Annotated in this window: 19 protein-coding genes, 1 tRNA gene and 1 riboswitch; of the genes, 15 read left to right on the forward strand and 5 right to left on the reverse strand. The window is 38.2% G+C overall.

Translation table 11 applies throughout. From position 1 onward, the window contains the following. Positions 1-47: 47 nt before the first annotated feature. Complete coding sequence (locus TLET_RS08930; protein WP_012003768.1) at positions 48-395, reverse strand: cupin domain-containing protein; 348 nt, start codon at positions 393-395, stop codon at positions 48-50. A gap of 100 nt (positions 396-495) precedes the next feature. Between TLET_RS08930 and TLET_RS08935 the strand changes: the two genes are divergently transcribed. From TLET_RS08935 to TLET_RS08960, 6 genes are all read left to right on the forward strand, one after another. Beyond that, positions 496-570: transfer RNA gene (locus tag TLET_RS08935), tRNA-Val, on the forward strand. A gap of 47 nt (positions 571-617) precedes the next feature. Next, complete coding sequence (locus tag TLET_RS08940) at positions 618-1,385, forward strand: inositol monophosphatase family protein (RefSeq protein WP_012003769.1); 768 nt, start codon at positions 618-620, stop codon at positions 1,383-1,385. Then, positions 1,382-1,864 (forward strand): tRNA (adenosine(37)-N6)-threonylcarbamoyltransferase complex ATPase subunit type 1 TsaE, encoded by a 483-nt coding sequence (gene tsaE / locus TLET_RS08945; RefSeq protein ID WP_012003770.1) that lies wholly within the window; start codon positions 1,382-1,384, stop codon positions 1,862-1,864. The genes TLET_RS08940 and tsaE overlap by 4 nt, the downstream gene beginning before the upstream one ends. Beyond that, complete coding sequence (gene lon, locus TLET_RS08950) at positions 1,840-4,185, forward strand: endopeptidase La (RefSeq protein ID WP_012003771.1); 2,346 nt, start codon at positions 1,840-1,842, stop codon at positions 4,183-4,185. Before tsaE ends, lon begins: the two co-directional genes overlap by 25 nt. Continuing rightward, positions 4,176-4,745 (forward strand): ribosome biogenesis GTP-binding protein YihA/YsxC, encoded by a 570-nt coding sequence (gene yihA, locus TLET_RS08955; protein WP_041428464.1) that lies wholly within the window; start codon positions 4,176-4,178, stop codon positions 4,743-4,745. The genes lon and yihA overlap by 10 nt, the downstream gene beginning before the upstream one ends. A 230-nt stretch (positions 4,746-4,975) precedes the next feature. Next, a complete protein-coding gene (locus tag TLET_RS08960; RefSeq protein WP_012003773.1) occupies positions 4,976-6,229 on the forward strand; it encodes an HD-GYP domain-containing protein in 1,254 nt (417 codons plus the stop codon). On the opposite strand, the gene TLET_RS08965 is transcribed toward TLET_RS08960, so the two are convergent. Beyond that, positions 6,204-6,719, reverse strand: coding sequence for a DUF6115 domain-containing protein (locus TLET_RS08965; protein WP_012003774.1), 516 nt, complete (start codon positions 6,717-6,719; stop codon positions 6,204-6,206). The genes TLET_RS08960 and TLET_RS08965 overlap by 26 nt on opposite strands. Before the next feature lie 164 nt (positions 6,720-6,883). On the opposite strand from TLET_RS08965, the gene TLET_RS08970 reads away from it, so the two are divergent. Then, on the forward strand, positions 6,884-7,840 hold the full coding sequence (locus TLET_RS08970; protein WP_012003775.1) for a potassium channel beta subunit family protein: 957 nt from the start codon (positions 6,884-6,886) through the stop codon (positions 7,838-7,840). Positions 7,841-7,858: 18 nt separating this feature from the next. Here the strand turns inward: TLET_RS08970 and hydE are convergent, their stop codons facing one another. From hydE to TLET_RS08990, 3 genes are all read right to left on the reverse strand, one after another. Continuing rightward, a complete protein-coding gene (gene hydE / locus TLET_RS08975) occupies positions 7,859-8,899 on the reverse strand; it encodes a [FeFe] hydrogenase H-cluster radical SAM maturase HydE (RefSeq protein ID WP_012003776.1) in 1,041 nt (346 codons plus the stop codon). Between the two features lie 215 nt (positions 8,900-9,114). Beyond that, positions 9,115-10,530 carry a [FeFe] hydrogenase H-cluster radical SAM maturase HydG gene (hydG, locus tag TLET_RS08985; RefSeq protein WP_012003778.1) on the reverse strand — a complete coding sequence of 472 codons (1,416 nt, stop codon included), beginning with the start codon at positions 10,528-10,530 and terminating at the stop codon, positions 9,115-9,117. An 11-nt stretch (positions 10,531-10,541) separates the two neighbouring features. After that, complete coding sequence (locus TLET_RS08990; RefSeq protein WP_012003779.1) at positions 10,542-10,784, reverse strand: TM1266 family iron-only hydrogenase system putative regulator; 243 nt, start codon at positions 10,782-10,784, stop codon at positions 10,542-10,544. 162 nt (positions 10,785-10,946) lie between these two features. Then, positions 10,947-11,057, forward strand: a riboswitch (TPP riboswitch). Positions 11,058-11,110: 53 nt separating this feature from the next. On the opposite strand from TLET_RS08990, the gene TLET_RS08995 reads away from it, so the two are divergent. The 8 genes from TLET_RS08995 to TLET_RS09030 are packed head-to-tail and all read left to right on the forward strand — an operon-like array spanning position 11,111 to position 22,082. Further along, positions 11,111-11,857 (forward strand): sulfide-dependent adenosine diphosphate thiazole synthase, encoded by a 747-nt coding sequence (locus TLET_RS08995; protein WP_012003780.1) that lies wholly within the window; start codon positions 11,111-11,113, stop codon positions 11,855-11,857. 5 nt (positions 11,858-11,862) lie between these two features. Continuing rightward, positions 11,863-13,137 (forward strand): phosphomethylpyrimidine synthase ThiC, encoded by a 1,275-nt coding sequence (gene thiC, locus TLET_RS09000; RefSeq protein WP_012003781.1) that lies wholly within the window; start codon positions 11,863-11,865, stop codon positions 13,135-13,137. Continuing rightward, a complete protein-coding gene (locus TLET_RS09005) occupies positions 13,134-13,877 on the forward strand; it encodes a sugar phosphate isomerase/epimerase family protein (RefSeq protein WP_012003782.1) in 744 nt (247 codons plus the stop codon). The genes thiC and TLET_RS09005 overlap by 4 nt, the downstream gene beginning before the upstream one ends. After that, the gene (locus tag TLET_RS09010) at positions 13,877-15,070 is read left to right on the forward strand and encodes a thiamine-phosphate synthase family protein (protein WP_012003783.1); all 1,194 of its coding nucleotides are present in this window, start codon (positions 13,877-13,879) and stop codon (positions 15,068-15,070) included. The genes TLET_RS09005 and TLET_RS09010 overlap by 1 nt, the downstream gene beginning before the upstream one ends. 31 nt (positions 15,071-15,101) lie before the next feature. Beyond that, positions 15,102-16,097, forward strand: a complete 996-nt coding sequence (locus TLET_RS09015) for a protein-L-isoaspartate O-methyltransferase (RefSeq protein ID WP_012003784.1) — start codon at positions 15,102-15,104, stop codon at positions 16,095-16,097. A gap of 1 nt (position 16,098) precedes the next feature. Beyond that, positions 16,099-20,733 carry an MG2 domain-containing protein gene (locus TLET_RS09020; protein ID WP_012003785.1) on the forward strand — a complete coding sequence of 1,545 codons (4,635 nt, stop codon included), beginning with the start codon at positions 16,099-16,101 and terminating at the stop codon, positions 20,731-20,733. After that, on the forward strand, positions 20,699-21,193 hold the full coding sequence (locus tag TLET_RS09025; protein ID WP_148202157.1) for a hypothetical protein: 495 nt from the start codon (positions 20,699-20,701) through the stop codon (positions 21,191-21,193). The genes TLET_RS09020 and TLET_RS09025 overlap by 35 nt, the downstream gene beginning before the upstream one ends. Further along, complete coding sequence (locus TLET_RS09030; protein ID WP_012003787.1) at positions 21,123-22,082, forward strand: DUF1175 domain-containing protein; 960 nt, start codon at positions 21,123-21,125, stop codon at positions 22,080-22,082. Before TLET_RS09025 ends, TLET_RS09030 begins: the two co-directional genes overlap by 71 nt. The last annotated feature ends 30 nt before the right edge of the window (positions 22,083-22,112 follow it).

A 22,112-nucleotide genomic window follows, 5' to 3' on the forward strand; every position in this document is an offset into this window, starting at 1 on the left:
CCTCCCTGAGAACTTTGGCTAATTTCATTTTTTTGATTATATCACGACTATAACAATACAATGACTGCAAGAAATTCCAGATCTTTTTGTGAAACATTTTCAATAGAGTGACTCTCACCAGAGTTAGTGAAACAGATATCTCCAGCCCGGACGGGTTTTGAAACGTTGTTGTCGTTGAAGATGCCCTCTCCAGAAAGAATGTAGAATATCTCAAATTCGTTGTCGTGTCGATGAAAACCCACTGATGAACCGGGGCGAACAGATAATTTTGCAAAAAGTCTTGCTTTTCCAAGCATTAATTCTTTGTCCAATAAATGGAGTATTTCCACTTCTCCTTTTCCACCGCGCATGTTTTCAATTTTCTCGGATCTCATTGACTCTGGTTTGATAACCATTTTTCCACCTCCATGAAAAATTATAGGCTTCTCTTATTAGATCGTGAAAATTAATCACAGGACTTGAAATTGGAAAACGGTTGTGTTAAAATCTTGACGAGGGTGCGTAGCTCAGTGGGAGAGCGCTTCCTTGACGAGGAAGAGGTCGTAGGTTCAATCCCTGCCGCACCCACCACTAAGGGGTCCCTCAGAGGACCCCTTATTTTGTAAGGAGGTGCAAATATGGACAGAATGGATTTTTCAATAAAGATCGCCAGAAAAGTCGGTCTCTACCTGATGGAACACTGGGGCAATGCAGAAAATGTTCGGCAAAAAAGCTCTTTTCAGGACCTGGTAAGTGACTGCGACAAGCAAGCACAGAAAATGATTGTTCAGAAGATAAAAGACCATTTTCCAGATGACGCTATTTTAGCCGAGGAAGGGCTATTCGAAAAAGGAGACAGAATGTGGATAATTGACCCAATAGATGGCACAATGAACTACGTCCATGGTCTACCTTCTTTTGCGATTGGAATCGCCTACGTTGAAAAAGAGCAAGTTATCCTTGGCGTAGCACACGATCCAGTTCTCAACGAGACATACTATGCAATCAAAGGGCAGGGTGCGTATAAAAATGGGGAAAGAATAAATGTTTCAGAAAATTCGCTTTTGAAAGACTCTATTGGAAATACTGGCTTTTATACAGATTTTACAGGGATCTTCATCAGCGCAATCGAAAAGAAAGTCAGGCGGGTGAGAATGACAGGCAGTGCTATACTTGCTGGCGCTTATGTTGCCTGTGGAAGGTTTGATTTCTTTATAGCAAAAAGAGCCAATTCTTGGGATGTAGCTCCTTTATTCGTCCTCGTCCCAGAAGCTGGTGGAATCGTAACGGACCTGTCCGGAAACCAGGCACATCTCAACACCGGTAATTTTCTTTTCAGTAACGGTCTATTACACGATCAGGTCTTAGAAGTCATAAGAGAGGTGAATAAAAAAGTAAGAAAATGAAATATCATTTTGGGTGCCTCAAGGAAAACGAACTAAAGCTCCTGGCTGGTATCATCTTTGAAGAACTTAAAAACGGTGATCTGGTATTATTGATAGGTCAGCTTGGCTCGGGAAAAACAACATTTGTGAAATATCTTGCACCTTTATTTGGTGTAGATCAGCAAAAGGTTAGAAGCCCGAGTTTTTCGCTCATAAATATCTATTCTGGTAATACCATTCTGTACCACGTGGATCTTTATCGACTTGAAAAAATAGACGAAGAGTTTCTCATGGAACTCGAAGAGATTCTTGAGCAGAAAAACGGAATAATTTTAGTAGAATGGGCAGACAAGCTCGAAAAGTTTTGGCCAAAAGATTGTCTCAGGCTGTATTTTGATTATTGCCAGCACGGAAGAACTGTTCAAATAGAAGTAAAAATCGATATTTTGAAAAAACTTGTATCGAGGTGGTCAGATTGTCTACAAAATTCGAAAAATTAGAAAAATTAGCCAGAGAATCTTTCCAGAGCCCTGAAGTACCAGAAACATTACCACTGATACATCTAAGAAATGGAATGATTATTTTTCCACAAACAGTTGTACCAGTGCATGTTGCAAGAGAAAAAACACTGCTTGCCCTGGAACAATCAATAGAATCATACCAGCAATTTGTATTTGTCACGTCACAGAAGGATCCTTCAGTAGAGGAACCTTCTTTTGATCAATTGTACGAAATTGGGACCGTATCAAAAGTGCTTCAAGTTGTACAACTGCCAGATGGGAGCTTCAGGGTTCTTCTGGAAGGTCTCGAACGGGCACGAGCTTATGAAGTCGTTCAGGACAATCCGTTTTTAGTGAAGCTCGAAATTCTGAAAGTGAACTACAGAAAAACAAAGAAACTCGAAGCGCTTATAAGAAGCGTGCGAGAGAGTTTTGCAAAATATGCTTACTACACACAGAGATATTCTCAAGAAACACTTTCGGCCATGTCAGAAATCTCAGATGCAAACAGATTAGCAGATTTTGTTGCATCACTACTCCCTCTTCAATTAAAACAGCGCCAATCTTTACTTGAACAACTAAAACCAGCAAAAAGGCTTGAGATGATACTTGAAATATTGTCACACGAAAATGAGATTCTTGAGATCGAAAGAGAACTTGACACAAAAGTCAAAAAGAGGATCGAAGAGAATCAAAAAGAATTCTTTCTTCGGGAAAAATTGAAAGCCATCACAGAAGAGTTAGGAGAAAAAGATACAGAAGCTGATCAGCTTAAAGCTCGATTACAAAAATTAAAACTTCCAGAACACGCAAAACAAAAAGCCACACTGGAAATCGAAAGATTGGAGAAAATGTCCCCCTACTCTGCAGAAGCCACAGTAATAAGAACGTACCTGGATTGGTTATTTAATTTGCCATGGGATAACTCCACAGAGGACAGGCAGGATATTTCACAAGCAGAGAAGATATTGCAAGCGAGTCATTACGGGCTGAAAGAAGCAAAAGAAAGAATTCTTGAATTTCTCGCGGTGAGAAAAAGGAGTAACTCTGTCAAAGCCCCTATACTTTGCTTTGTCGGTCCTCCAGGTGTTGGAAAAACATCGCTGGCAAGAGCCGTCTCACAAGCATTGAACAGAAAATTTGCACACATGTCGCTTGGAGGATTGAGAGATGAAGCTGAAATAAAAGGGCACAGAAGAACTTATGTCGGAGCAATGCCTGGGCGGATATTGCAATTGATCAGAACCGCACAGAGTAAAAACCCTGTACTCTTGCTTGATGAAATAGACAAAATGGCTGTTAGTTTTCAGGGTGATCCAGCTGCCGCATTGCTCGAAGTTCTCGATCCAGAGCAAAATAAAGAGTTCGTAGATCACTATCTTGAAATACCATTCGATCTGTCAAATGTCCTATTCATAACAACAGCAAATGTAACACACACTATTCCGCCTGCTTTGCTTGACAGAATGGAAATAATTGAACTTGAAGGTTATACTGACTATGAAAAATCCATTATAGCCAGACAGTACATAATTCCAAAACTTATGGGAGAAAATGCACTGAATGAAGCTACATTTAAAATAACTCAGGGCGCTATCAAAAAAATCATTCATACTTACACAAGAGAAGCAGGCGTAAGGCAACTAACCCGTATGCTTCAAAGATTGATGAGAAAGTCTGCTTTGAAAATCGAACAGGGTGCAAAATCTGTTGTAATTAAATCAAAAGATCTCGAACATTTCCTTGGACCACAGCCAGTTCAAAATGACATAATGCTGTCAAAACCTGAAATAGGAGCAGTGCACGGGCTTGCATGGACAGAGTATGGTGGTGTAGTAATGGTTGTCGAATCTTTACTGATGCCGGGAAAAGGTGATTTAATTCTGACAGGTAGGTTGGGCGAGGTGATGAGAGAATCTGCAAGAATAGCTTTAAGTGTTGCCCGATCTTTTTGCGGTCAGGACTGTAAAGAAAAATTCCAGCAGAGTGACATTCACATAAATTTACCGGAAGGCGCCGTTCCAAAAGATGGTCCATCTGCAGGCATAACGATGACGGTGGCAATGATTTCATCTGTCTTAGGGAAACCCGTTAGAAATGATACTGCTATGACTGGTGAAATAACCTTAAGAGGGAAAATTCTCGCAGTTGGCGGTGTGAAAGAAAAAATTCTCGCGGCACACAGACATGGCATAAAAAGGATCTTATTACCAAAAACAAATGAAAAAGATTTAAAAAGAATACCACCGCAGGTAAAAGACAAAATGGAATTCATATTTGTCGAGGACATAGAAAAGGCGGTAGAAAAATCGTGTTCGTAAAAAACGTTGATCTTGTTGCCTGCGCTTATAGCGAAAGTGATTTTCCTCAGCCATTGTTTGGTGAAATTTGTTTTGTAGGACGATCAAATGTAGGAAAATCAACTTTACTTAATGTATTATTTAATAAGAAAATTGCCAGAGCAAGTAAAAGGCCGGGTAAGACCAGATCAATAAACTTTTACGAAGTTAACAGAAAATATTATTTCGTAGATCTACCTGGTTATGGGTATGCAGAGGCATCAAAAAAAGAACGACAAAGATGGGCTCTGATAATTGAAAAATATTTTGAAAACAGGGCTCACCAGATTAAACTCAGTATACTTTTAATTGATTGTAGACTTTTTTTGCAAGAAAGTGATAAAATGTTTCTTGAGTGGAGCGAATATTTTCAGGTTCCTGTTACAATTGTTTTGAGCAAGGTGGACAAATTAAATCAATCTGAACTTTGCAGGAAAGTGAGGGAATTCGAAAAACAGAATTTAGAGGTAATACCTTATTCAGCGATAACAAAGAAAGGTATCGATAGAATAATAGAAAAAATAACATCTGCGTTGCAATAATTCAGCCGGGGCGCTTTTTAGTGAAGCGGTGGGGAGAGCGGAGAAGGCAAAAAGCGAAGTCTCACTCTGAGACATAGGGGGGGTTATGATGAAAAAACTGTGGAAAGTTTTCCTGATCATGGGAAGTTTCCTCGCTCTCTTGATCTCTGCAGTCGGAAATATAGAGTGGTGGTAAGAAGAAATGCAAAAAAATTCTGCCCCGGCAAAGAAAGCGGAGTTGGTGGAAAACTATGAGAGATAAAATCACACTCAAATTTTATATCTTTATGCTCTTTTTTTCTTATTTAGCTATATTTGCTGGTTCAATTCTTTTTGACAAACAACTTTTGAGAAACGATTCAGAATTTTTTGTTTTTCTTGCTTTGGCGATAGCTTTCGAGGTTGTAGGTTTCTCTGTGCTGAAGATTTCTTCGAGTAACGTTAGACTAACGGGTGGATTAGTTATCAATGTGGTAATGGCATGCATTCTTCCTTTGCATGAAGCTATGATAATATCATCACTGGCTGTAATTGTTTCTGGTATATTTTTTGCGCGAAGCAAAAATATCCTTAAATACTTATTCAATATATCCCAAATCGGCATAGCTATCTCCATTTCTTCCAGCGTATTCAATTACTTAAAAACAAGCAACACTACAATAGATATGTGGTTTGTACTACTGGTAGCAACTCTGTACATGCTTTGTAATTCTTTTTTATTTACAATCGTTATAACCCTATCAACAGATTACACTTTTCAAAAAAGCTTCGTCAATACCATAAAAGTACCTTTTTTAAGTGCATTCATGTCTCTTCCTTTAATTGCTCTTGCCTACGTTTTGTATAATTTTATTGACTTACTATCCATCCCATTAATCTTCGGAGCTTTTTTAGCTATTCAACTTGGAAATCTTTTCAGAAGTGAATACCAGCAGTCAAAATTCGAAAATCTTAAATTAATGGTGAAAAGTTTAGAATTGAAAGATTTGTACACAAGTGGCCACAGTGAAAAGGCATCCAGGCTTGCTTACCTCATAGCCAAAAAATTGGGGCTCTCAGAAAAAGAGTGTGAAAGAATAAGAACCGCATGTATACTTCACGATGTTGGAAAAATAGGTGTTCCAGATTACATATTGAACAAGCCTGAAAAATTATCTGACAAAGAGTTCGAAGTCATAAAAACTCATCCAACAAAATCAGAAGAACTTCTCAGAACCGTTAACAGTTTGAAAGGAAAAGAGGCTAAATGGGTGAGGCATCACCATGAACGATGGGATGGAATGGGATACCCGGATGGCTTAAAAGGCGAAGAAATACCTCTTCCTTCAAGAATAATAGCAGCAGCGGATGTATATGAAGCTTTGACAAGTGCAAGACCTTACCGTGATTCATATCCCAAAGAAAAAGCCATAGAAATGATCAAAGAAATGTCTGGAACAGTGCTTGATCCCAATATTGCCAGTATACTGATTGAAATCGTCACTGATGATCAGTTCGGTGCCTGAAAAGTGAGAGAATGAGCATCACTTCCCCGACTCCTATACCGAGCGATCTTGCTATCTCCTGTTCTGTTTTTCCTTCCTGATAAAGGAGTAATATTTTTCTCTCTACGGAAGTATTATTTTCAGAATCAGTGGCCTCCTCATGCTCAAACTCATGTGATTCAGGTTCTTTATCATAAAGTTCTGTTTCAACATTTGAATCACATTCGCAAGCTTTATCAACAAGCTTCGTTTCTTGAACACAAAGCTTTCCATAAAGAGAATTTGCTTCTTTTATAAGTTTTCGCATTTCCTCTATCTTTTTATCAAGCATATTCAATCTGATAGCTGACATATGCCGAAATTGCCCCATCAATTGTAAAATTCTATCTTCAAGTTTTTCATACTCTTCAGATTTCTGTGGAATCCGCCCGAGGTTTGAAAGAAAAACGCCCCAGGCAAAAGCGACTGTCGCGAGTGTGCTTAAAACAACTAACCATGAAAGAAAATCCAAAACTTTTAACACCTCCACTCTTGGCTATTTTATACCAAGAATATTGTTTCCACAAAATTTATATGAAAATCTCAGATATTATTAAATATGGCTCAATATTCAGGACCTATCTAAATTCGGATAAATTTGGTATAATTAGTTTAACGAACAAAGGAGGTGCAATTATGGAATACAGAAAAGTTGGAAAATGGGGATTAAAAATAAGTGAGTTATCAATTGGATCATGGATAACTTTCGGCAATCAATTGGATCTGGAAACTTCGAAAGCACTTATCAAAGCAGCTGTAAACAATGGTATCAATTTTTTTGACACTGCCGAGGCTTATGCAAATGGTATAGCTGAATCAATGCTTGGTGAAGTGTTAAAAGCCTACAGAAGATCTGACATTGTTGTTTCAACAAAGATTTTCTGGGGTGGAAATGGACCAAATGACAGAGGATTATCTCGCAAACATTTGCTGGAAGGTACATGGGCCTCTTTAAAAAGGCTTCAAATGGATTATGTTGATCTAATTTATTGCCACAGGCCAGACCCAGAAGTACCTATGGAGGAAGTAGTTCTGACAATGGATCAAATTGTGAGAAATGGACTTGCACTTTACTGGGGAACCTCAGAATGGAGTGCAGAGGAACTGGAAAGGGCTCACCAAACTGCAAAACAATTGAACTGTATACCGCCTGTTGTCGAACAGCCTCAATACAATATGCTCGTACGCGAAAGGGTAGAGAAAGAATATGCGCCTATTTATGAAAAATACGGGATGGGTCTCACTACATTCAGCCCTCTGGCATCTGGATTATTAACAGGGAAATACATTAAGGGTATACCAGAAAACTCAAGGCTTGCCAGATATGAATGGCTGAGAAAGAGATTTGAAGAAACAGGTCTGTTCAGCCAGGCTACTTTTGAAAAACTTGAAAAACTTCAAAAAATATCTCTGCAACTTGGTTGCACTCTTTCTCAACTGGCGATCGCGTGGTGTTTGAAAAATCCACATGTTTCAAGCGTTATACTTGGCGTTTCAAAAATGGAGCAATTCGAGGAAAACATAAAAGCAGTTGAAGTGAAAGAAAAACTCACAGATGATGTGATGGCTGAGATAGAAAAAATCCTCGCTTGAAGCGGGCCTGTGCCCGCTTTATTCTGTTGCAATCTTTTTCCTGTAGCCAAGACTGTTACTCACGAAATACCCTGCAGACTTGATTAACTGTTTTGTACACTCTCCGCAAGCTGTGTCTTTTTCAAAAATACATATTTTTCCCGGGTAAAGAACATATTGAGCTCTGTATGGAGAAGGAGTAAAGTTTGGCATGATTACATTTGCACCACATTTAAGTGCGAGCTGTCTTCCAGATGGATGAATGGTACCCAGGGCAGTTGTTGCCGGTATATTAGAGTCCGGTAAGAAAAGCCTCGTTAAAGCTATTAATTTCAAAGTTTTTTGGAGGTCGCCCCCTTTAAAATTGCTCAATGGGGTATTGGGGTGTGGTATGAAAGGTCCTATTCCCACCATATCTGCATCAAGCTCATAAACAAATAAAACATCTTTCGCAAGCGAGTAGTCATTCTGACCAGGCAAACCAACCATTGAACCAGCCCCAATTTCATACCCGAGCTGCTTGAGTTTTCTCAAATGCTCTATTCTGTTTTGAAGGGAATCACCTGGGTGCATCTTCTCATAGATCTGTTCATCAGCAGTTTCATGACGCATGAGATATCTATCTGCTCCAGATTCTTTCCAATATCTGTACTCTTCATACGTCCTTTCTCCAATGCTCAAAGTAACAGCTACTTTCATTTTCTTGATTTCTTTTATAACATACGCTATGGATTCTTCATCGTAAAAAAGATCTTCCCCTGATTGTAGTACGATTGTTTTTACCCCCATCTGATAAATTACCCTTGCTCGATGAATTATCTCATCTGCTTTCATTCTGTACCTTTTCACATTTCTATTTGAAGCTCTTATACCACAATAAAGGCAATCATTTCTACAATAATTCGAAAATTCGATTATTCCTCTGAGATACACGTCTTTTCCCATATATTTTTGCCTGACTTCATCTGCAAGCGCAAACAGTTTTTCATCTACTCTTGAATCTGAAAGTAAAAATGCTATTTCTTCGAGATCAACTTTTTCCGGATGGTTCAGGATTTTCTTCAAAACACCTTCGAACACAATCAATCACCTTCCAGCATAGCTCAACCATCTCAGAACTCGGTTTTTCAATCTGAGCTAAAACAACGTATCTGTCATCTTCACAAATAACTTGAGGAGGCTCAAATTTTTCTATACCCGCTTTAAGATCATTTATGAAGGAAATTCTTCTTCCAACCTTTTTGCAAACCCACACCTTGCAGTGAAACTTTTCAGAAATATGTTCGAGTATCTTCTTACAGCCTGACATCACGTTCGCCTTTCTCGATATTCACAAGCATTTTTCTAACAGTTTCACGTCTCGAATCTGGTATTTTCAGAAGCTCTTTTTCGATAAGTTTCTCGCCTATAAGTTTCGTTTCATTTGTGGCATAATCGATCAGATATTCTTTGAAAGTTAAAAGAGCGTTCGGTGTGCAAAATTCTTTCACAAAACCGGGTATAGCAAATTCCATAAAATGCTGGCCAGTTCTTCCTGCTCTATAGCAAGCTGTGCAGAAAGAAGGAATATAACCTTCCATAGCAAGTTCTTTTATTACTTCATCCAGGGTTCTTGTATCTCCGAGTATAAATTGACTTTTCCTGACAATCTCCTGATCTTTCTGAGCATATGACCCAACGCCTATACTGGAGCCTGCATCTATCTGAGAAACGCCAAGTTTTATCACCTCATCTCTGAGTTGCACTTTTTCCCTTGCTGTTAATATCAAACCTGTATATGGCACAGAAAGCCTTATGATCGCAACAAGCCTTTTGAAATCATAATCGCTGACAGCATACGGGGGCTTCTCTGTTAAAGGAGTTCCAACAGCAGGTTCTATTCTTGGAAAAGATATTGTATGTGGTCCAACGCCAAATCTTTCTTCAAGATGTCTTGTATGACACATTAATCCCATCACTTCAAATTTCCAATCATACAAACCAAACAACGCACCTATTCCAACATCATCTATTCCGGCTATCATGGCTCTATCAAGGCCGAATAATCTGTAAGTATAAGATGATTTTGGGCCGGCTTTGTGGTATTTCTTATACGTTGGGAGATGATAGGTTTCCTGAAAAATTTGAAACGTACCTATACCAGCATTTCTTATCGTTTTGTATCCTTCCACTGTTTGTGGAGCAGCATTCACATTTACCCTTCTTATTTCACCATTACCGTTTCTGTAAGAATAAATTTTTTCTATAGTTTTTGCAATGTACTCGGGTGAATACACAGGATGCTCACCAAAAACTACTATCAGTCTTTTGTGCCCTTTTGAAGTCAGCGCAAACAGCTCATTTGTGAGTTCTTCATCTGTAAGAGTTTTTCTGATAACTTGTTTATTCTCGCTTCGAAAACCACAATATGAGCAGTTGTTTATACATTCATTTCCAATATAAAGCGGTGCAAACAAAACAATTCTGTTGCCATATATTTTTTCTTTCAAAGATTTTGCTGCGGTAAATATCATTTCAACAAGCTCGGGATTTTCAGCATTCAAAAGCGCTGCCGTCTCTGAAAGATCTAATCTTTCTTTGTTCAAAGATTTTTCAAGTATTTCTTCTATGTATTTTTTATCAGGATTTTTCGTCAGAGATAACAACCTGTTTATTTCTTCATGCGGGATAAATGATTCGCTATCGAGTATCTTTTTAACAAATGTATACATAATTTCACCTCTCATTTAATAGGCATTGTTTTTACCTTCACTCCTTTTATTTGTCCAAGTTTTCCGCTCATACTACCAATCAGATCATTGCTTGCTTTCACCACAAGCAAAATAATAGCTATGTTTTCATCTGGTACAGGATAACCTACTCTTAACCTTATTACTTCGGCAAAATTGTGAAGGAATTCGTTGACCTGCCTGTAGGCATTTTGTCTGTCTTCAACGATGATATTGACTATGTAGAATCTTTCCAAAACAAAACCCCCTTTCTCTTTTAGCACCGAGAAAGGGGGCAATCAATTGCATAGCCCATCCTTCCTCGGTGTCAGAAAAATTCCTTCACCTCAGAAGTTCACATTAATTATACAATATTGCCAAAAGAAATAGTTACAATTTCAATTGTAAATTGAATAAATTCTTTCTCCATGGGGAGCTCCTGTTTTGGGGCTGAGAGGAGGACGAAAGTCCTCGACCCAATGAACCTGATCCAGGTAATGCTGGCGGAGGGAATGGAGAAAAATGAATATAAAACCTCCGCCGTATGTGCGGGGGTTTTTATTTCAAAAAAGGAGGAATTTTTGTGAAAGATACGATGATCTCTACGTTAATAGTTAACAGGTATTTCAAGAAATTAAGGAGTTTTCTGGAACTTGATGTAGCGATAGTTGGAGCAGGCCCAAGTGGTTTAACAGCAGCTTACGAACTGGCGAAAAAAGGCTTTAAAGTAGCAATATTTGAGGAGAAAAATACGCCCGGGGGAGGTATTTGGGGAGGAGGAATGATGTTTAATGAGATTGTTCTGGAAAAAGAACTGGAAGATTTTCTGAACGAATTAGGAATAACTTACGTGATTCAAGAAAATCATGTACTGGTTGATTCTGTACATTTTGCCTCAGCCCTTCTCTATAGAACTACTATGGTTGGTGCGACTGTTTTCAATAATATTTCTGTTGAAGATGTGGCTATGCAAGATGGAAAAGTATGTGGTGTAGTTATAAATTGGGGGCCTACCATGAGATTGGGATTGCATGTCGATCCTATAACTGTGAAAGCCTCTTTCGTTATAGATGGAACAGGGCATCCAGCAAATGTGGCATCACTCCTGGCAAAAAGGGGGCTTATCGAAATGAAAATGGAGTTACCTATGAATGCTGATGAAGCTGAACAATTCGTCGTAGAAAATACAGGTGAGATATTTCCGGGATTGATGGCCTCAGGGATGGCAGCATGTGCTGTACATGGTGGTCCTCGAATGGGACCCATATTTGGTGGCATGATCCTTTCCGGCAAAAAAATAGCTCAGATCATAGAAGAAAAATTGAGGTGATTATCATGACTCAAATGGAAATAGCTCAAAAAGGAACATCATCAGAGGAGATGAAAAGAGTCGCTGAATACGAAGAGATGAATTTAGAAGTAATCCGGCAAAAATTGGCATATGGAAAAGCTGTCCTTCCAAAGAACAAGCTTCACAAAATAGAAAAACCCATGATAGTTGGAGAAGGGTTCACCGTAAAAGTGAATGCGAACATAGGAACATCACAGGCCTTTTTCTCACTGGAAGAAGAGAAAGAAAAAGCCAGAGTGGCGATTGAATATGGTGCAGATTCTCTGATGGTACTTTCTACCTGGGGCGATCTTAAAGAAATCAGAAAGGCTATTATAGATCTCTCAGCCGTTCCTGTGGGGTCCGTTCCTATCTACGACTCTGCTATGAAAAGTTACCAGTTGAAGAAAAATGTGGTGGATTTCTCTGAAAAAGATTTTCTCAATATGGTTATTTCCCATGCGGAGGATGGGATCGACTTCATGACAATACACGCTGGGATAACAAAGAAAGTTCTGGAACACGTGAAAAATTCAGGACGCATTTTGAAGGTAGTGAGCAGAGGAGGAGCAATCATAGCTGGCTGGATGATTAAAAACAACAAAGAAAACCCATTTTACGAGTATTTCGATGAACTTTTGGATATTGCTAAGGATTACGACATTACACTGAGCCTGGGAGATGGCATGAGACCCGGGACTGTGTTAGATGCGAGTGATGTACAGCAATTCGAGGAGCTTTTTGTAATGAGGGAACTTGTTGAAAAAGCAAGAGAAAAAGGTGTTCAGGTGATGTTAGAAGGCCCTGGTCATATACCTTTAAATGAAGTGGAATTGAATGTGAAACTCATGAAAAAAATAGGAGAAGATGCTCCGATTTTTCTTCTTGGACCACTCCCAACAGATAGAGCTATGGGATATGACCATATTGCCTGTGCTATTGGTGGGGCTCTGGCAGGTTACTATGGAGCAGATTTTCTTTGCTATGTAACTCCTTCAGAACATATATCTCTTCCAACAATTGAGGATGTGAGAGAAGGCGTGATAGCATCCAAAATAGCCGCTGCCATTGCGGATTTAGCACGTGGAAACAGAAAGGCATGGTGGTTAGAGAAACAAATGGCATTGTCAAGAAAAAATTTCAACTGGGAAGAAATGTTTAAATTGTCACTTGGAAAAGATTTGGCGAGGAAGAAATATAAAGAAAGGCCTTATTTACATGAAGGTTGCTCTATGTGTGGCCCTTTCTGTGCAATAAAAATCGTGGAGGAGTTTTTTTGAGAAAAGGCGTTTCCACAAGCATCATAAGAAGTAATCCGCACCTTTTGACAACTCTGCCAGATGCTGATTTATATGAACTTGGATTTTTCAAGCAGGAAGATTTAGGAACAATACTCTCTTTTTTTAAGAATAAAAAATTTGGTGTTCACGCACCGTTTATTTATAGATATGTTTACCATCCTGCTCCAACTTCTTTAAATATAAAAGAGAGATCAGATACTTTTTCCATAAACAGAAAATGTGCCGAGCTTTCGAAAAAAATTGGAGCAGAATATATGGTGGTACACTTTCCAAACGCTTTTCAAAAAGAGAGCTGGCTACCCATATACAGGGAGGTAGAAAGCGAATTCTGTAATCTCTCAACTTTGATTCCTATTCGCATTGAAAACATTTATGGAAATGATCATTTTCATGAAGCAAAGGATTACAAATTTTTTCTGGAAAATACGAATAGCACGATGTGTGTGGATATAGGGCACCTTCTTATAGATTCAGAATTGTACGGTTTTTCTCCGGTGAATTTTGTAGAACTTCTTTCAGATAAAATCAGCGAGTTTCACATCTATTATGCAGATCTCGAAACTTACAAAATGTGCCACCATGCTCCCTGGGGAAATTCAAAGAGGTTTCGTGAAATATTAAATTTTATAAAAGATATGAACGTAGATTTTGTAATAGAGCCAACCACAGAGTGCAAAAATGGGCTTGAAAGACTTTTAAAATACTGGAGGGAATTGTAATGTTAATTATCTCAGGTTTAGATCCATCTGCAGGCGCAGGGCTTCTCCAAGACATAAAAATCTCATCTGTAATGGGAATCAGAGCATATGGGATAGTTTCAGCTTTTACAACTCAAAATGAGCAAAGAGTTTTTGCGGTTAATTTTAGAAAATGGGAAGACATTAGGAAAGAGTTAGAAGTTCTTCCTGCCCCCAGAGTAATCAAAGTTGGACTTGCATTACCTGAAGTTGTGAAAAATCTTCGTGAATTGTTTCCAGGCTCTATGATCATCTGGAATGTGATTCTTGAATCTTCGTCAGGATTCAAGTTTTTGGATTCCGAAGAAGTGAAAAAATTTGTCAATTACGCAGATTACGTTGTGTTAAACAATGAAGAGTCCGAAAAAATAGGAAAGAAAGAGCATTTCATAATCACTGGTGGTCATGAAAATAATAGCCAGATTAAAGTTATTTACAAAGATAAAACTTTCGAAACAAGCAGGGTGCGTGGAGAATTTCATGGAACAGGATGTGCTTTTTCTACGGCAGTAGCCGGTTTTCTCGATTTGGGGTATCCTATTGAGGAATCTATCAGATCATCAATGAAGCTTGTTAGAAAGATTCTCGAAAAATCTCATGAAATTGTCGAAACAGAGAAAGTTGCCAGAGAATGGCATAGATATGATGTATTGAGTACATTGGACGAAATATTACCGTTTTATCTTGAAATAGGACATCTAACTGTGCCGGAGGTTGGTCAAAACGTATCTTTTGCTTTACCATGGGCAAAAGATGAGTTTGAAGTGGGAAAGTTTCCCGGAAGACTTCGTCTGAAAAGTGGAACAGCAGTAAGCGTGTCTGCGGCATCTTTCAATGATAAATCACACACATCACGTATGACAGTAACGATGATGAAATTTTTCCCTCATATAAGGTGTACTGTGAACGTGAGATTCAAAAAAGAATACATAGACAGGGCAAAGAAAAAAGGATTGAAAATTTATCACCACGATAGATCAAAAGAACCAGAAGAAATACAAAAAAATGAAGGTAAGTCAATGGTATGGATGATAGAACAGGCAATTTCAAAGCTGAAATCTCCTCCAGACATAATATACGATGAAGGATGGTGGGGAAAGGAAGCAATGATAAGGGTATTTGGAAGAGATCCGGAAGAAACACTCGAAAAAATAAAGCTCATGTTGGAGGAATGAGTGAGGAGTATAATTTGACTGGGTGTGAAAGATGTGTGAATTTTTCTGGAGGGAAAAACTTACACATGATATTCGAATAGCTGGTATAGACGATGAAAATATCCTCAGCGGCTTTTTAAAAGTTCCAAGAGAAAGATTTTCTCAGATTGAATATCCTCCGCAAGTTGTTTATTCGGACCAGGTAATCGTTACAATGAAAGATCAGGATGAATATTCTACATCGAGTCAACCTTCTTTGATGGCATATTTTATGAAAATTGCACATCTTTGCCGTGGTATGAAGGTACTCGAAATAGGTTCTGGAACAGGCTATAACGCCTGTGTTATGGCTCAAATCGTTAAGGAAAATGGGTTGATAGTGGCTGTAGAATACAATCAAAAATTTCTGCTTTATGCAGAGAAAACCGCCAGAGAGCTGGGAATAAACAATGTTATTTTCGTTAATGATGATGGGGCATCCGGTTGCGAAAAATACGCACCCTATGACGCAATTATTGTCACCGTAGCTGCGGATAATATTCCATATACCTGGATCAAACAGCTAAAACCCGGTGGTAGAATTGTATTGCCAATAGACATATATGTCATTGATTCGCAGCCCGCATTCGTCCTGGAGAAAATTGAAGATGGCATCAAAGGAGATTATTTGTTTGAAACAAGATTTTTGAAAGCCAGAGGTTCATTAGGAAATTTGAATCAAAGAAATCTTGAGAAATTGCTTTCTTTCGAAAAATTATCATATTCACAGCAGAATACAGTTATTTATACCAACATCCAGTTTTTGAAACTTTTACACTTATCTTTCTGGTCTTTATGCATGAGGTCAAGAGAAATTTGCCATATAGAGGAAAATGGATACGCTGTCTGGAATTCATGGAATGGAAAGTGGAATATATTTGGAATTATCCAAAAATTGTTCAGGTTGTTCGACGAATGGAAATCTACCAACCAAAGTTCATTAAGGGAAATACAAATTATCTACGATCTAAACATGAATTTTTTAAGATTGAAAAAGAGGGGGAATTGATATGTTCAAAAATTTTACTCTGTTATCGCTTCTTTGTGCAACGATGTTTTTTGGAGGATATGCTTATTTTCTAGGTAGCAATATACTTGAAATACCTGACTCAAAAATATCCTTCGTCGCCAGTGATATGGATAAAATTACCTTGACAATTTATGAACTCGAAATTGACGCAGTAAAACTTTTTACACAGGCTGAAGAACTCCCGATCTCGAAAATAGTTTCGAATGCAAAAAAGCATGTTTACCAAAGAACTTTCACCATTACTGATAAATGGCAGGAGTTCTCACTGGAGTTTGAAGAAATAGGAGTTTACCTTGCTGTCTTAACAGGATTTGAGAAATCAGAGAAAACAACCTACGATGCAATGGTACTCATCGTTACAGACATGGGAATAGTCTTTGTAGCTGATGAAGAAAAAGCAATACTTGGGGTGGTAAAGACAACCGGGGGATTTCTGGAAAATGTGACCGTTTATCTTTTGAAAGACAACAAAGTTATTGGCAAAACGAAAACAGATGAAAATGGTTTGGTACGAATTGATAAAGATTTTGATTTTGCCTTAGTTAAGAAAGAAAAATCACTTGCTTTCTGTAGATTTTACAGAACACGCCGCTCTATCGATAGGGATGAAAAACTATTTTTGCTGACAGACCGCCCCATTTATAAGCCTGGAGACACAGTCAACCTTCGTGGACAGCTTTTTAAACTTGATGGAAGCTATTACACAGCACTTGGAGCATCAAGGGTGACAGTCAAAATAGAAGACCCAAAAAATAACGAGATTTACAGCAAAACACTTTCGACAGATGAACTTGGTGGTTTCTGGGATAGTTTTGATCTTGCCGAGACCTCTTCTGTAGGAAATTACACTATAAAAGTTGAACACAATGAAAGAGATTTTTACGAAACTTTTCTGGTGGAAGAATATAGAAAGCCAGAGTATAAAATGGAGATTTTGCCCGACAAAGAAAAGTATATTTCCGGTGAACCTGTCGATTTCACCATAAAAGTTAATTACTTTAACGGGCAACCAGTAGCTGGTGCTCAGGTGGCTCTTTATGTAAATGCAGATCCCATCGAGCAATCAGAATATCTTGTCTACAGAGCTTATGAATTAACAGACGAGAGTGGGCAAGTAAAAATCTCACTGAAAACAGAAGAAGGTTTCGAAGGTTACTACACATTACAAGCAATAGTAGCTGATGAAAGTCAGAGGCAAATTGAACAGGAAAAATCAATTTATATATATGCAGATAATGTAAAAATCTCGGTTGACAGAGATTATATATTTGCAAAACCTGGCGAATCAGTGGAGTTGAAAATATTTGTTTCAGATCTCAACGGAAACCCATTGAGTGGACAGATGTCAGTGCTAATCGGTGAAAATGAAAAAACCTTGCAGGTCGATGACGGTAAAGCCATCCTTAAATTCTCACCAGACAAAATAGGCAGTTTCAAAATACAGCTCTCTTTCCAAAAAGCAAGGAAATCGATATATGTGCACTCCTACGCATGGGCAAAGGGGTATAAAATTTCAGAATTTGCTGTTGTTACCGATAAAGAAAAATACAAACCAGGAGAAAAAATCACGGTTCAGTTATTTTCACCTTCAGAGGTTTCGGGCATAATTGCACTTACTGCCGACACAATCTATGATCTGAAACCATTTTCTCTGAAAGATCACTCAACTGTAGAGTTCACCATACCAGAGAATGTAATAGAAAGGAACCTATTCCTTATTTTCTTGGCATATGAAAATGGACGGAGAATCATGGACAATTTGAAAATAGCTATCGAGCGGGATCTAAATGTTGAGAAAGCGGAATTGTACTTTGACAGGGAATCGTACAAGCCCGGTGAGACAGCAAAATTGACTATCAAATCCAAAAACGATGGTGTATTCTGCTTAACAATTGTAGATGAAGCCATATATTCAATGATTGGCTTCAATCCTGCTCAGATCGAGGAAGTGATTTATCCACAAAACAATTATCCGGATGTCACATGGAGCTTTTCTCAAAGATGGTTTTATATCGATCTGGCAAATCTAAAAAGTACCGGCGGCCTGTACAGCATGCTCCCAGAACCTACAACATTCGAAGATTTTAAAAGATCCGCTGTTGAAGCGAAGATAAATGTAAGAGAATACTTCCCAGACACGGCTTTGTGGATACCTCAATTGAGGACTAAAAACAAAACAGCTACAGTTGAATTTAAGATTCCAGATAGCATAACAAATTTCATCGCTACTGCTTATGGATTTTCCACAAAATCAATGATGCAGGCAAACAGTTCATTTGTCGTTACGAAAGATTTCTATGTTACACCGCATTTGCCTTCATTTCTTCGTGAAGGAGATGTTATGCAAATATCAGCAACAGTTCACAATCAAACCAGCGATATATTAAAAACAAGGCTCTGGCTTGAGCTTCCAGAAACTGTAAAGTTGATCTCTCCAGATCAATCATTAAGCATATTTGATATAGTACCAAAAATTTCTAACACATCTTACTGGACTATAAACGCCCTGAAAGAGTCTGATCTATCAACAATAACGACCTACGCAGTTAGTCACAATGATTTAAAAGATGCAGTTGCTTTGAATATCCCTGTAAAACCATTTGCTTTTGAGAGAGAATTCTATGTACTCGAATTTGTCGATGGAGTAAAAGAAATATCTTTACCTCAATCAGAGTATAAAACCGCTAAATTAAGAATCTTTTCAAACATAATACCGCTTGTTGAAGACTCAATAAGACACCTGATCAAATATCCGTATGGGTGTACCGAACAAACTATGAGCAGTTTTCTGCCAGCTGTAATCGCTTCACAAATGGGATTGAAGATAGAAGATCTTGAAGACATCGTCAGAAAAGGCTTGATGAGATTGTACAAATATCAAAAATACGACGGTGGATGGGGATGGTGGCAAACCGATGATAGTAACAACTTCATGACCTGTTATGTGATGGAGGGATTATATTACGCAAAAAAAGCAGGCATTGAAGTAGCCAGCTCCGTAATTAACAGTGGAATCAATTATCTTAAAGAAAATCTTTCAGCATACGGAGTTTACGTGCTCGATCTTTACAAAATTCCACATGAATCGTATACACCACAAAAAGACATTGACTGGATCTATCTTTCATTTTCTAATGAAAAAGCGCTCGATGAAGCATTAAAATTGGTGCATGAGACAGAAAAATTTGCATATGTCGATCAGGTGTATGATTTCTTTACATCAGATGTTCAATTAACTTCGATATTGCTGAGAGCCCTCACAAAATGGGGGAAACACGAAGGCTTGCAGAGAAAAATCATCAATTATTTGTTTTCAAAGAAAGATGGGTATTTCTGGTATTCCACAAAAGATACCTCATTTGCCGTTCTTGCATTGCTTGAAGTCCTGCCAGGCGTTGAGAATCCACATCTGGTAATTGAAAATGGTAGTAAAGTGGTAGAACTCGATACAGAAGGTGAGCTTTCTCTTCAGAAAGAAGACCTAAAAATAAAAGGTAAAGGACTTGTAGAGGTACACGTAGTTTATTACGAAAGTCCAGTAGGTTCTGTAAGCGATGGTATAGAAGTAAAAAGAGATTTTTTCAAGCGTTATGAAATTCTGATTAAAAATGAAAAGAGCATAATCGACGCTTTTATCCCCATAAATCAGGATTACATACCTGTTTCGGTCGAGTTGCTCGAAGAATTGAAAAATGGAGAGATCTATATCTCGGCATTTGATGACGGAAAATACTCTTACAGAGGAACTACGTTCACAGTTAACGGAAACAAACTTTCTCTGAATGAAATGGAATTCGAATTTGAAAGACTTGAAACTTTTGATGGACTTATATTAGTGATAATGGAGAACGCAGCAATGGTTTATGACACAAAAACGCAAACTGCAAAAACACACTTTGGTACCTCAGATGCCAATTTAACGAAAATGGGAACAGTTTATCTGAAAGATGGAAAGCTTTGGATAAACGATGAATTGATAGTGATGGTCCCTCAGGATGTGAAATCACTCTCCTGTTCAAAAGATGAAATACTGTTAAAATCCGAAAGAGGAACTTACTGGTTCAAAGAAGGAAGATTCACCTTATTACCTTTTATAGCAGAGAGAATACTGAGCTGGGACGGGAAAGAGCTTATCTGTGATAAAGGATTCACTTTTTCTGGAAACGATGAACTGATCACAGTATCACCATGCAAAGTGACTTTCAGCACAGGCACTGTTTCTGTAAACTCCGGAGACATAATGAAGACTATCATATACCTTGAAAACGGTTCTGGAAATTATATAGTAGTCGAAGATTACTTTCCATCATGTGCCCAAATTTTGCAGAATTATAATGAAAGAAGCCTTCAGTCCTATTCGAAATTCGATTATATGTGGTATAGATCCTGGGAAAACTGGTACCTGGCAAGGGAAATTTACGAAGATCGCATAGCCTTTTTTACATACAAATACTCGAATGGAAGGATGAGTTATGTTTGGCGAGCAACCGCAAACGGAAAATACCGGATTTTACCAACTCAGGCATATTCAATGTATTACAAGGGGCTCTATGCTCATTCTGATCCTGATGTGCTCAACATTGGTTTTCGGTCTGAAGGTATGGAATCTGAGTGAACTTGTCAAACTGGGCGACGTATCGGTCGCCCTCCTTTTCAAAATTGAAAAAGTTGCCGAATTCATAAAAGTTCCAGCTGAATTTGACGTAATAATATATGAATCGGAAAATCTTGCAGAATTTCATCAGCTTTCAAACAGACCGTATCATGTGGCTGCCGTCTATAAAAATGGAATGATCATAACCCAGCCGTTTTATATTCTTAAACAAAAGGGCTTGCTTGAAGAAGTCTTATTCCATGAAATCCTTCACAGTATACTTAAGAAAAATTTTCAACTGCCTGCATGGATAGAAGAAGGATTTATTTTATTCATAACTGGCGCCGATTTTGATGAATTGAGAGGATTCCACAGAGATTATTTTCTCAGATTTATTCGGAGGGTAAGATATGAAGAAATACCAGATCTTCTTGATTGCTATCGTATTGATAGTAGTATGGAATGTGATAACGGGCGTTAGGTTTAGAGTGGATCTGACTGATCAAAAGATCCCTGTTAAGGATAGGAAAGATATTTTTATACGCGCCAGAATTGCATCGGCAAAAGTTTATTCAAACAGACCTGTTGAGATTAAAAAGGACGGAATTTTGATACCAGATGTGAAGCTGAACGAAAAAGTAGTTCTATATTTTGAGAGCAAGGGTTTTATAAAAAAAACGAAAGCTGTTTCTCTGTACTTCGAGGCAGATACTTCAGATGATGATGAAGATGGTTATCCAGATTGTCTTGTACTCAGTGAAAATGATGCGGAAAAATTCAGAAACTGGTTCATTTGGATAGGTTTGTCTGCCATAAAAAACGAGCCGGTTTTGTGGAACGAACATGAAAGAGATTGCGCAGGATTAATACGTTACTGTTCAAGAGAAGCACTTAAAAAACATGATGGAAGATGGCTGGAAAGATCGAATTATTCGGGCCCAATTTTTGATGATGTGGAGAAATACAATTATCCAGACATACCTTTGATTGGAGATAAAATATTCAGAATTATTTCAGGAAAATATACAAATCCTGGCGAATTTTCTGCTTTCGCGTCAGCCAGAATCATGCTCGAAAACAGCTTGAAATTCGTTTCTAAGGATGTTGAGCATGCTTTGCCTGGTGATATAGCTGTATTTTTCCATCCCGAGGATTTCGAATATCCATATCATATGATGATATACATATCGGATATATATTTTTTGCAGAATCATAGATGGTTTTTGTATCATACCGGCCCAATAGGAGAATCAGCAGGGGAAATGAGGTTTGTGAGATACGAAAATCTTGAAAAACTCGATCCATCATGGTCTCCACGGGAAAAAAACAGGTATTTTCTTGGTTTCTACAGATTCAAATTTTTGCCATAAATTAAAAAATGCCGGAGCCTTTGCTCCGGC

It is taken from the genome of Pseudothermotoga lettingae TMO (assembly GCF_000017865.1).
Taxonomy (GTDB): domain Bacteria; phylum Thermotogota; class Thermotogae; order Thermotogales; family DSM-5069; genus Pseudothermotoga_B; species Pseudothermotoga_B elfii.

What these genes read in the sequence shown, in the direction of transcription:
- TLET_RS08930 (WP_012003768.1), bottom strand. Translation starts at nt 395, where the DNA reads ATGGTTATCAAACCAGAGTCAATGAGATCCGAGAAAATTGAAAACATG.
- tsaE (WP_012003770.1), top strand. Translation starts at nt 1,382, where the DNA reads ATGAAATATCATTTTGGGTGCCTCAAGGAAAACGAACTAAAGCTCCTG.
- TLET_RS08940 (WP_012003769.1), top strand. Translation starts at nt 618, where the DNA reads ATGGACAGAATGGATTTTTCAATAAAGATCGCCAGAAAAGTCGGTCTC.
- TLET_RS09020 (WP_012003785.1), top strand. Translation starts at nt 16,099, where the DNA reads ATGTTCAAAAATTTTACTCTGTTATCGCTTCTTTGTGCAACGATGTTT.
- TLET_RS09030 (WP_012003787.1), top strand. Translation starts at nt 21,123, where the DNA reads ATGAAGAAATACCAGATCTTCTTGATTGCTATCGTATTGATAGTAGTA.
- TLET_RS08970 (WP_012003775.1), top strand. Translation starts at nt 6,884, where the DNA reads ATGGAATACAGAAAAGTTGGAAAATGGGGATTAAAAATAAGTGAGTTA.
- TLET_RS08960 (WP_012003773.1), top strand. Translation starts at nt 4,976, where the DNA reads ATGAGAGATAAAATCACACTCAAATTTTATATCTTTATGCTCTTTTTT.
- TLET_RS09015 (WP_012003784.1), top strand. Translation starts at nt 15,102, where the DNA reads ATGTGTGAATTTTTCTGGAGGGAAAAACTTACACATGATATTCGAATA.
- thiC (WP_012003781.1), top strand. Translation starts at nt 11,863, where the DNA reads ATGACTCAAATGGAAATAGCTCAAAAAGGAACATCATCAGAGGAGATG.
- TLET_RS09010 (WP_012003783.1), top strand. Translation starts at nt 13,877, where the DNA reads ATGTTAATTATCTCAGGTTTAGATCCATCTGCAGGCGCAGGGCTTCTC.
- hydG (WP_012003778.1), bottom strand. Translation starts at nt 10,530, where the DNA reads ATGTATACATTTGTTAAAAAGATACTCGATAGCGAATCATTTATCCCG.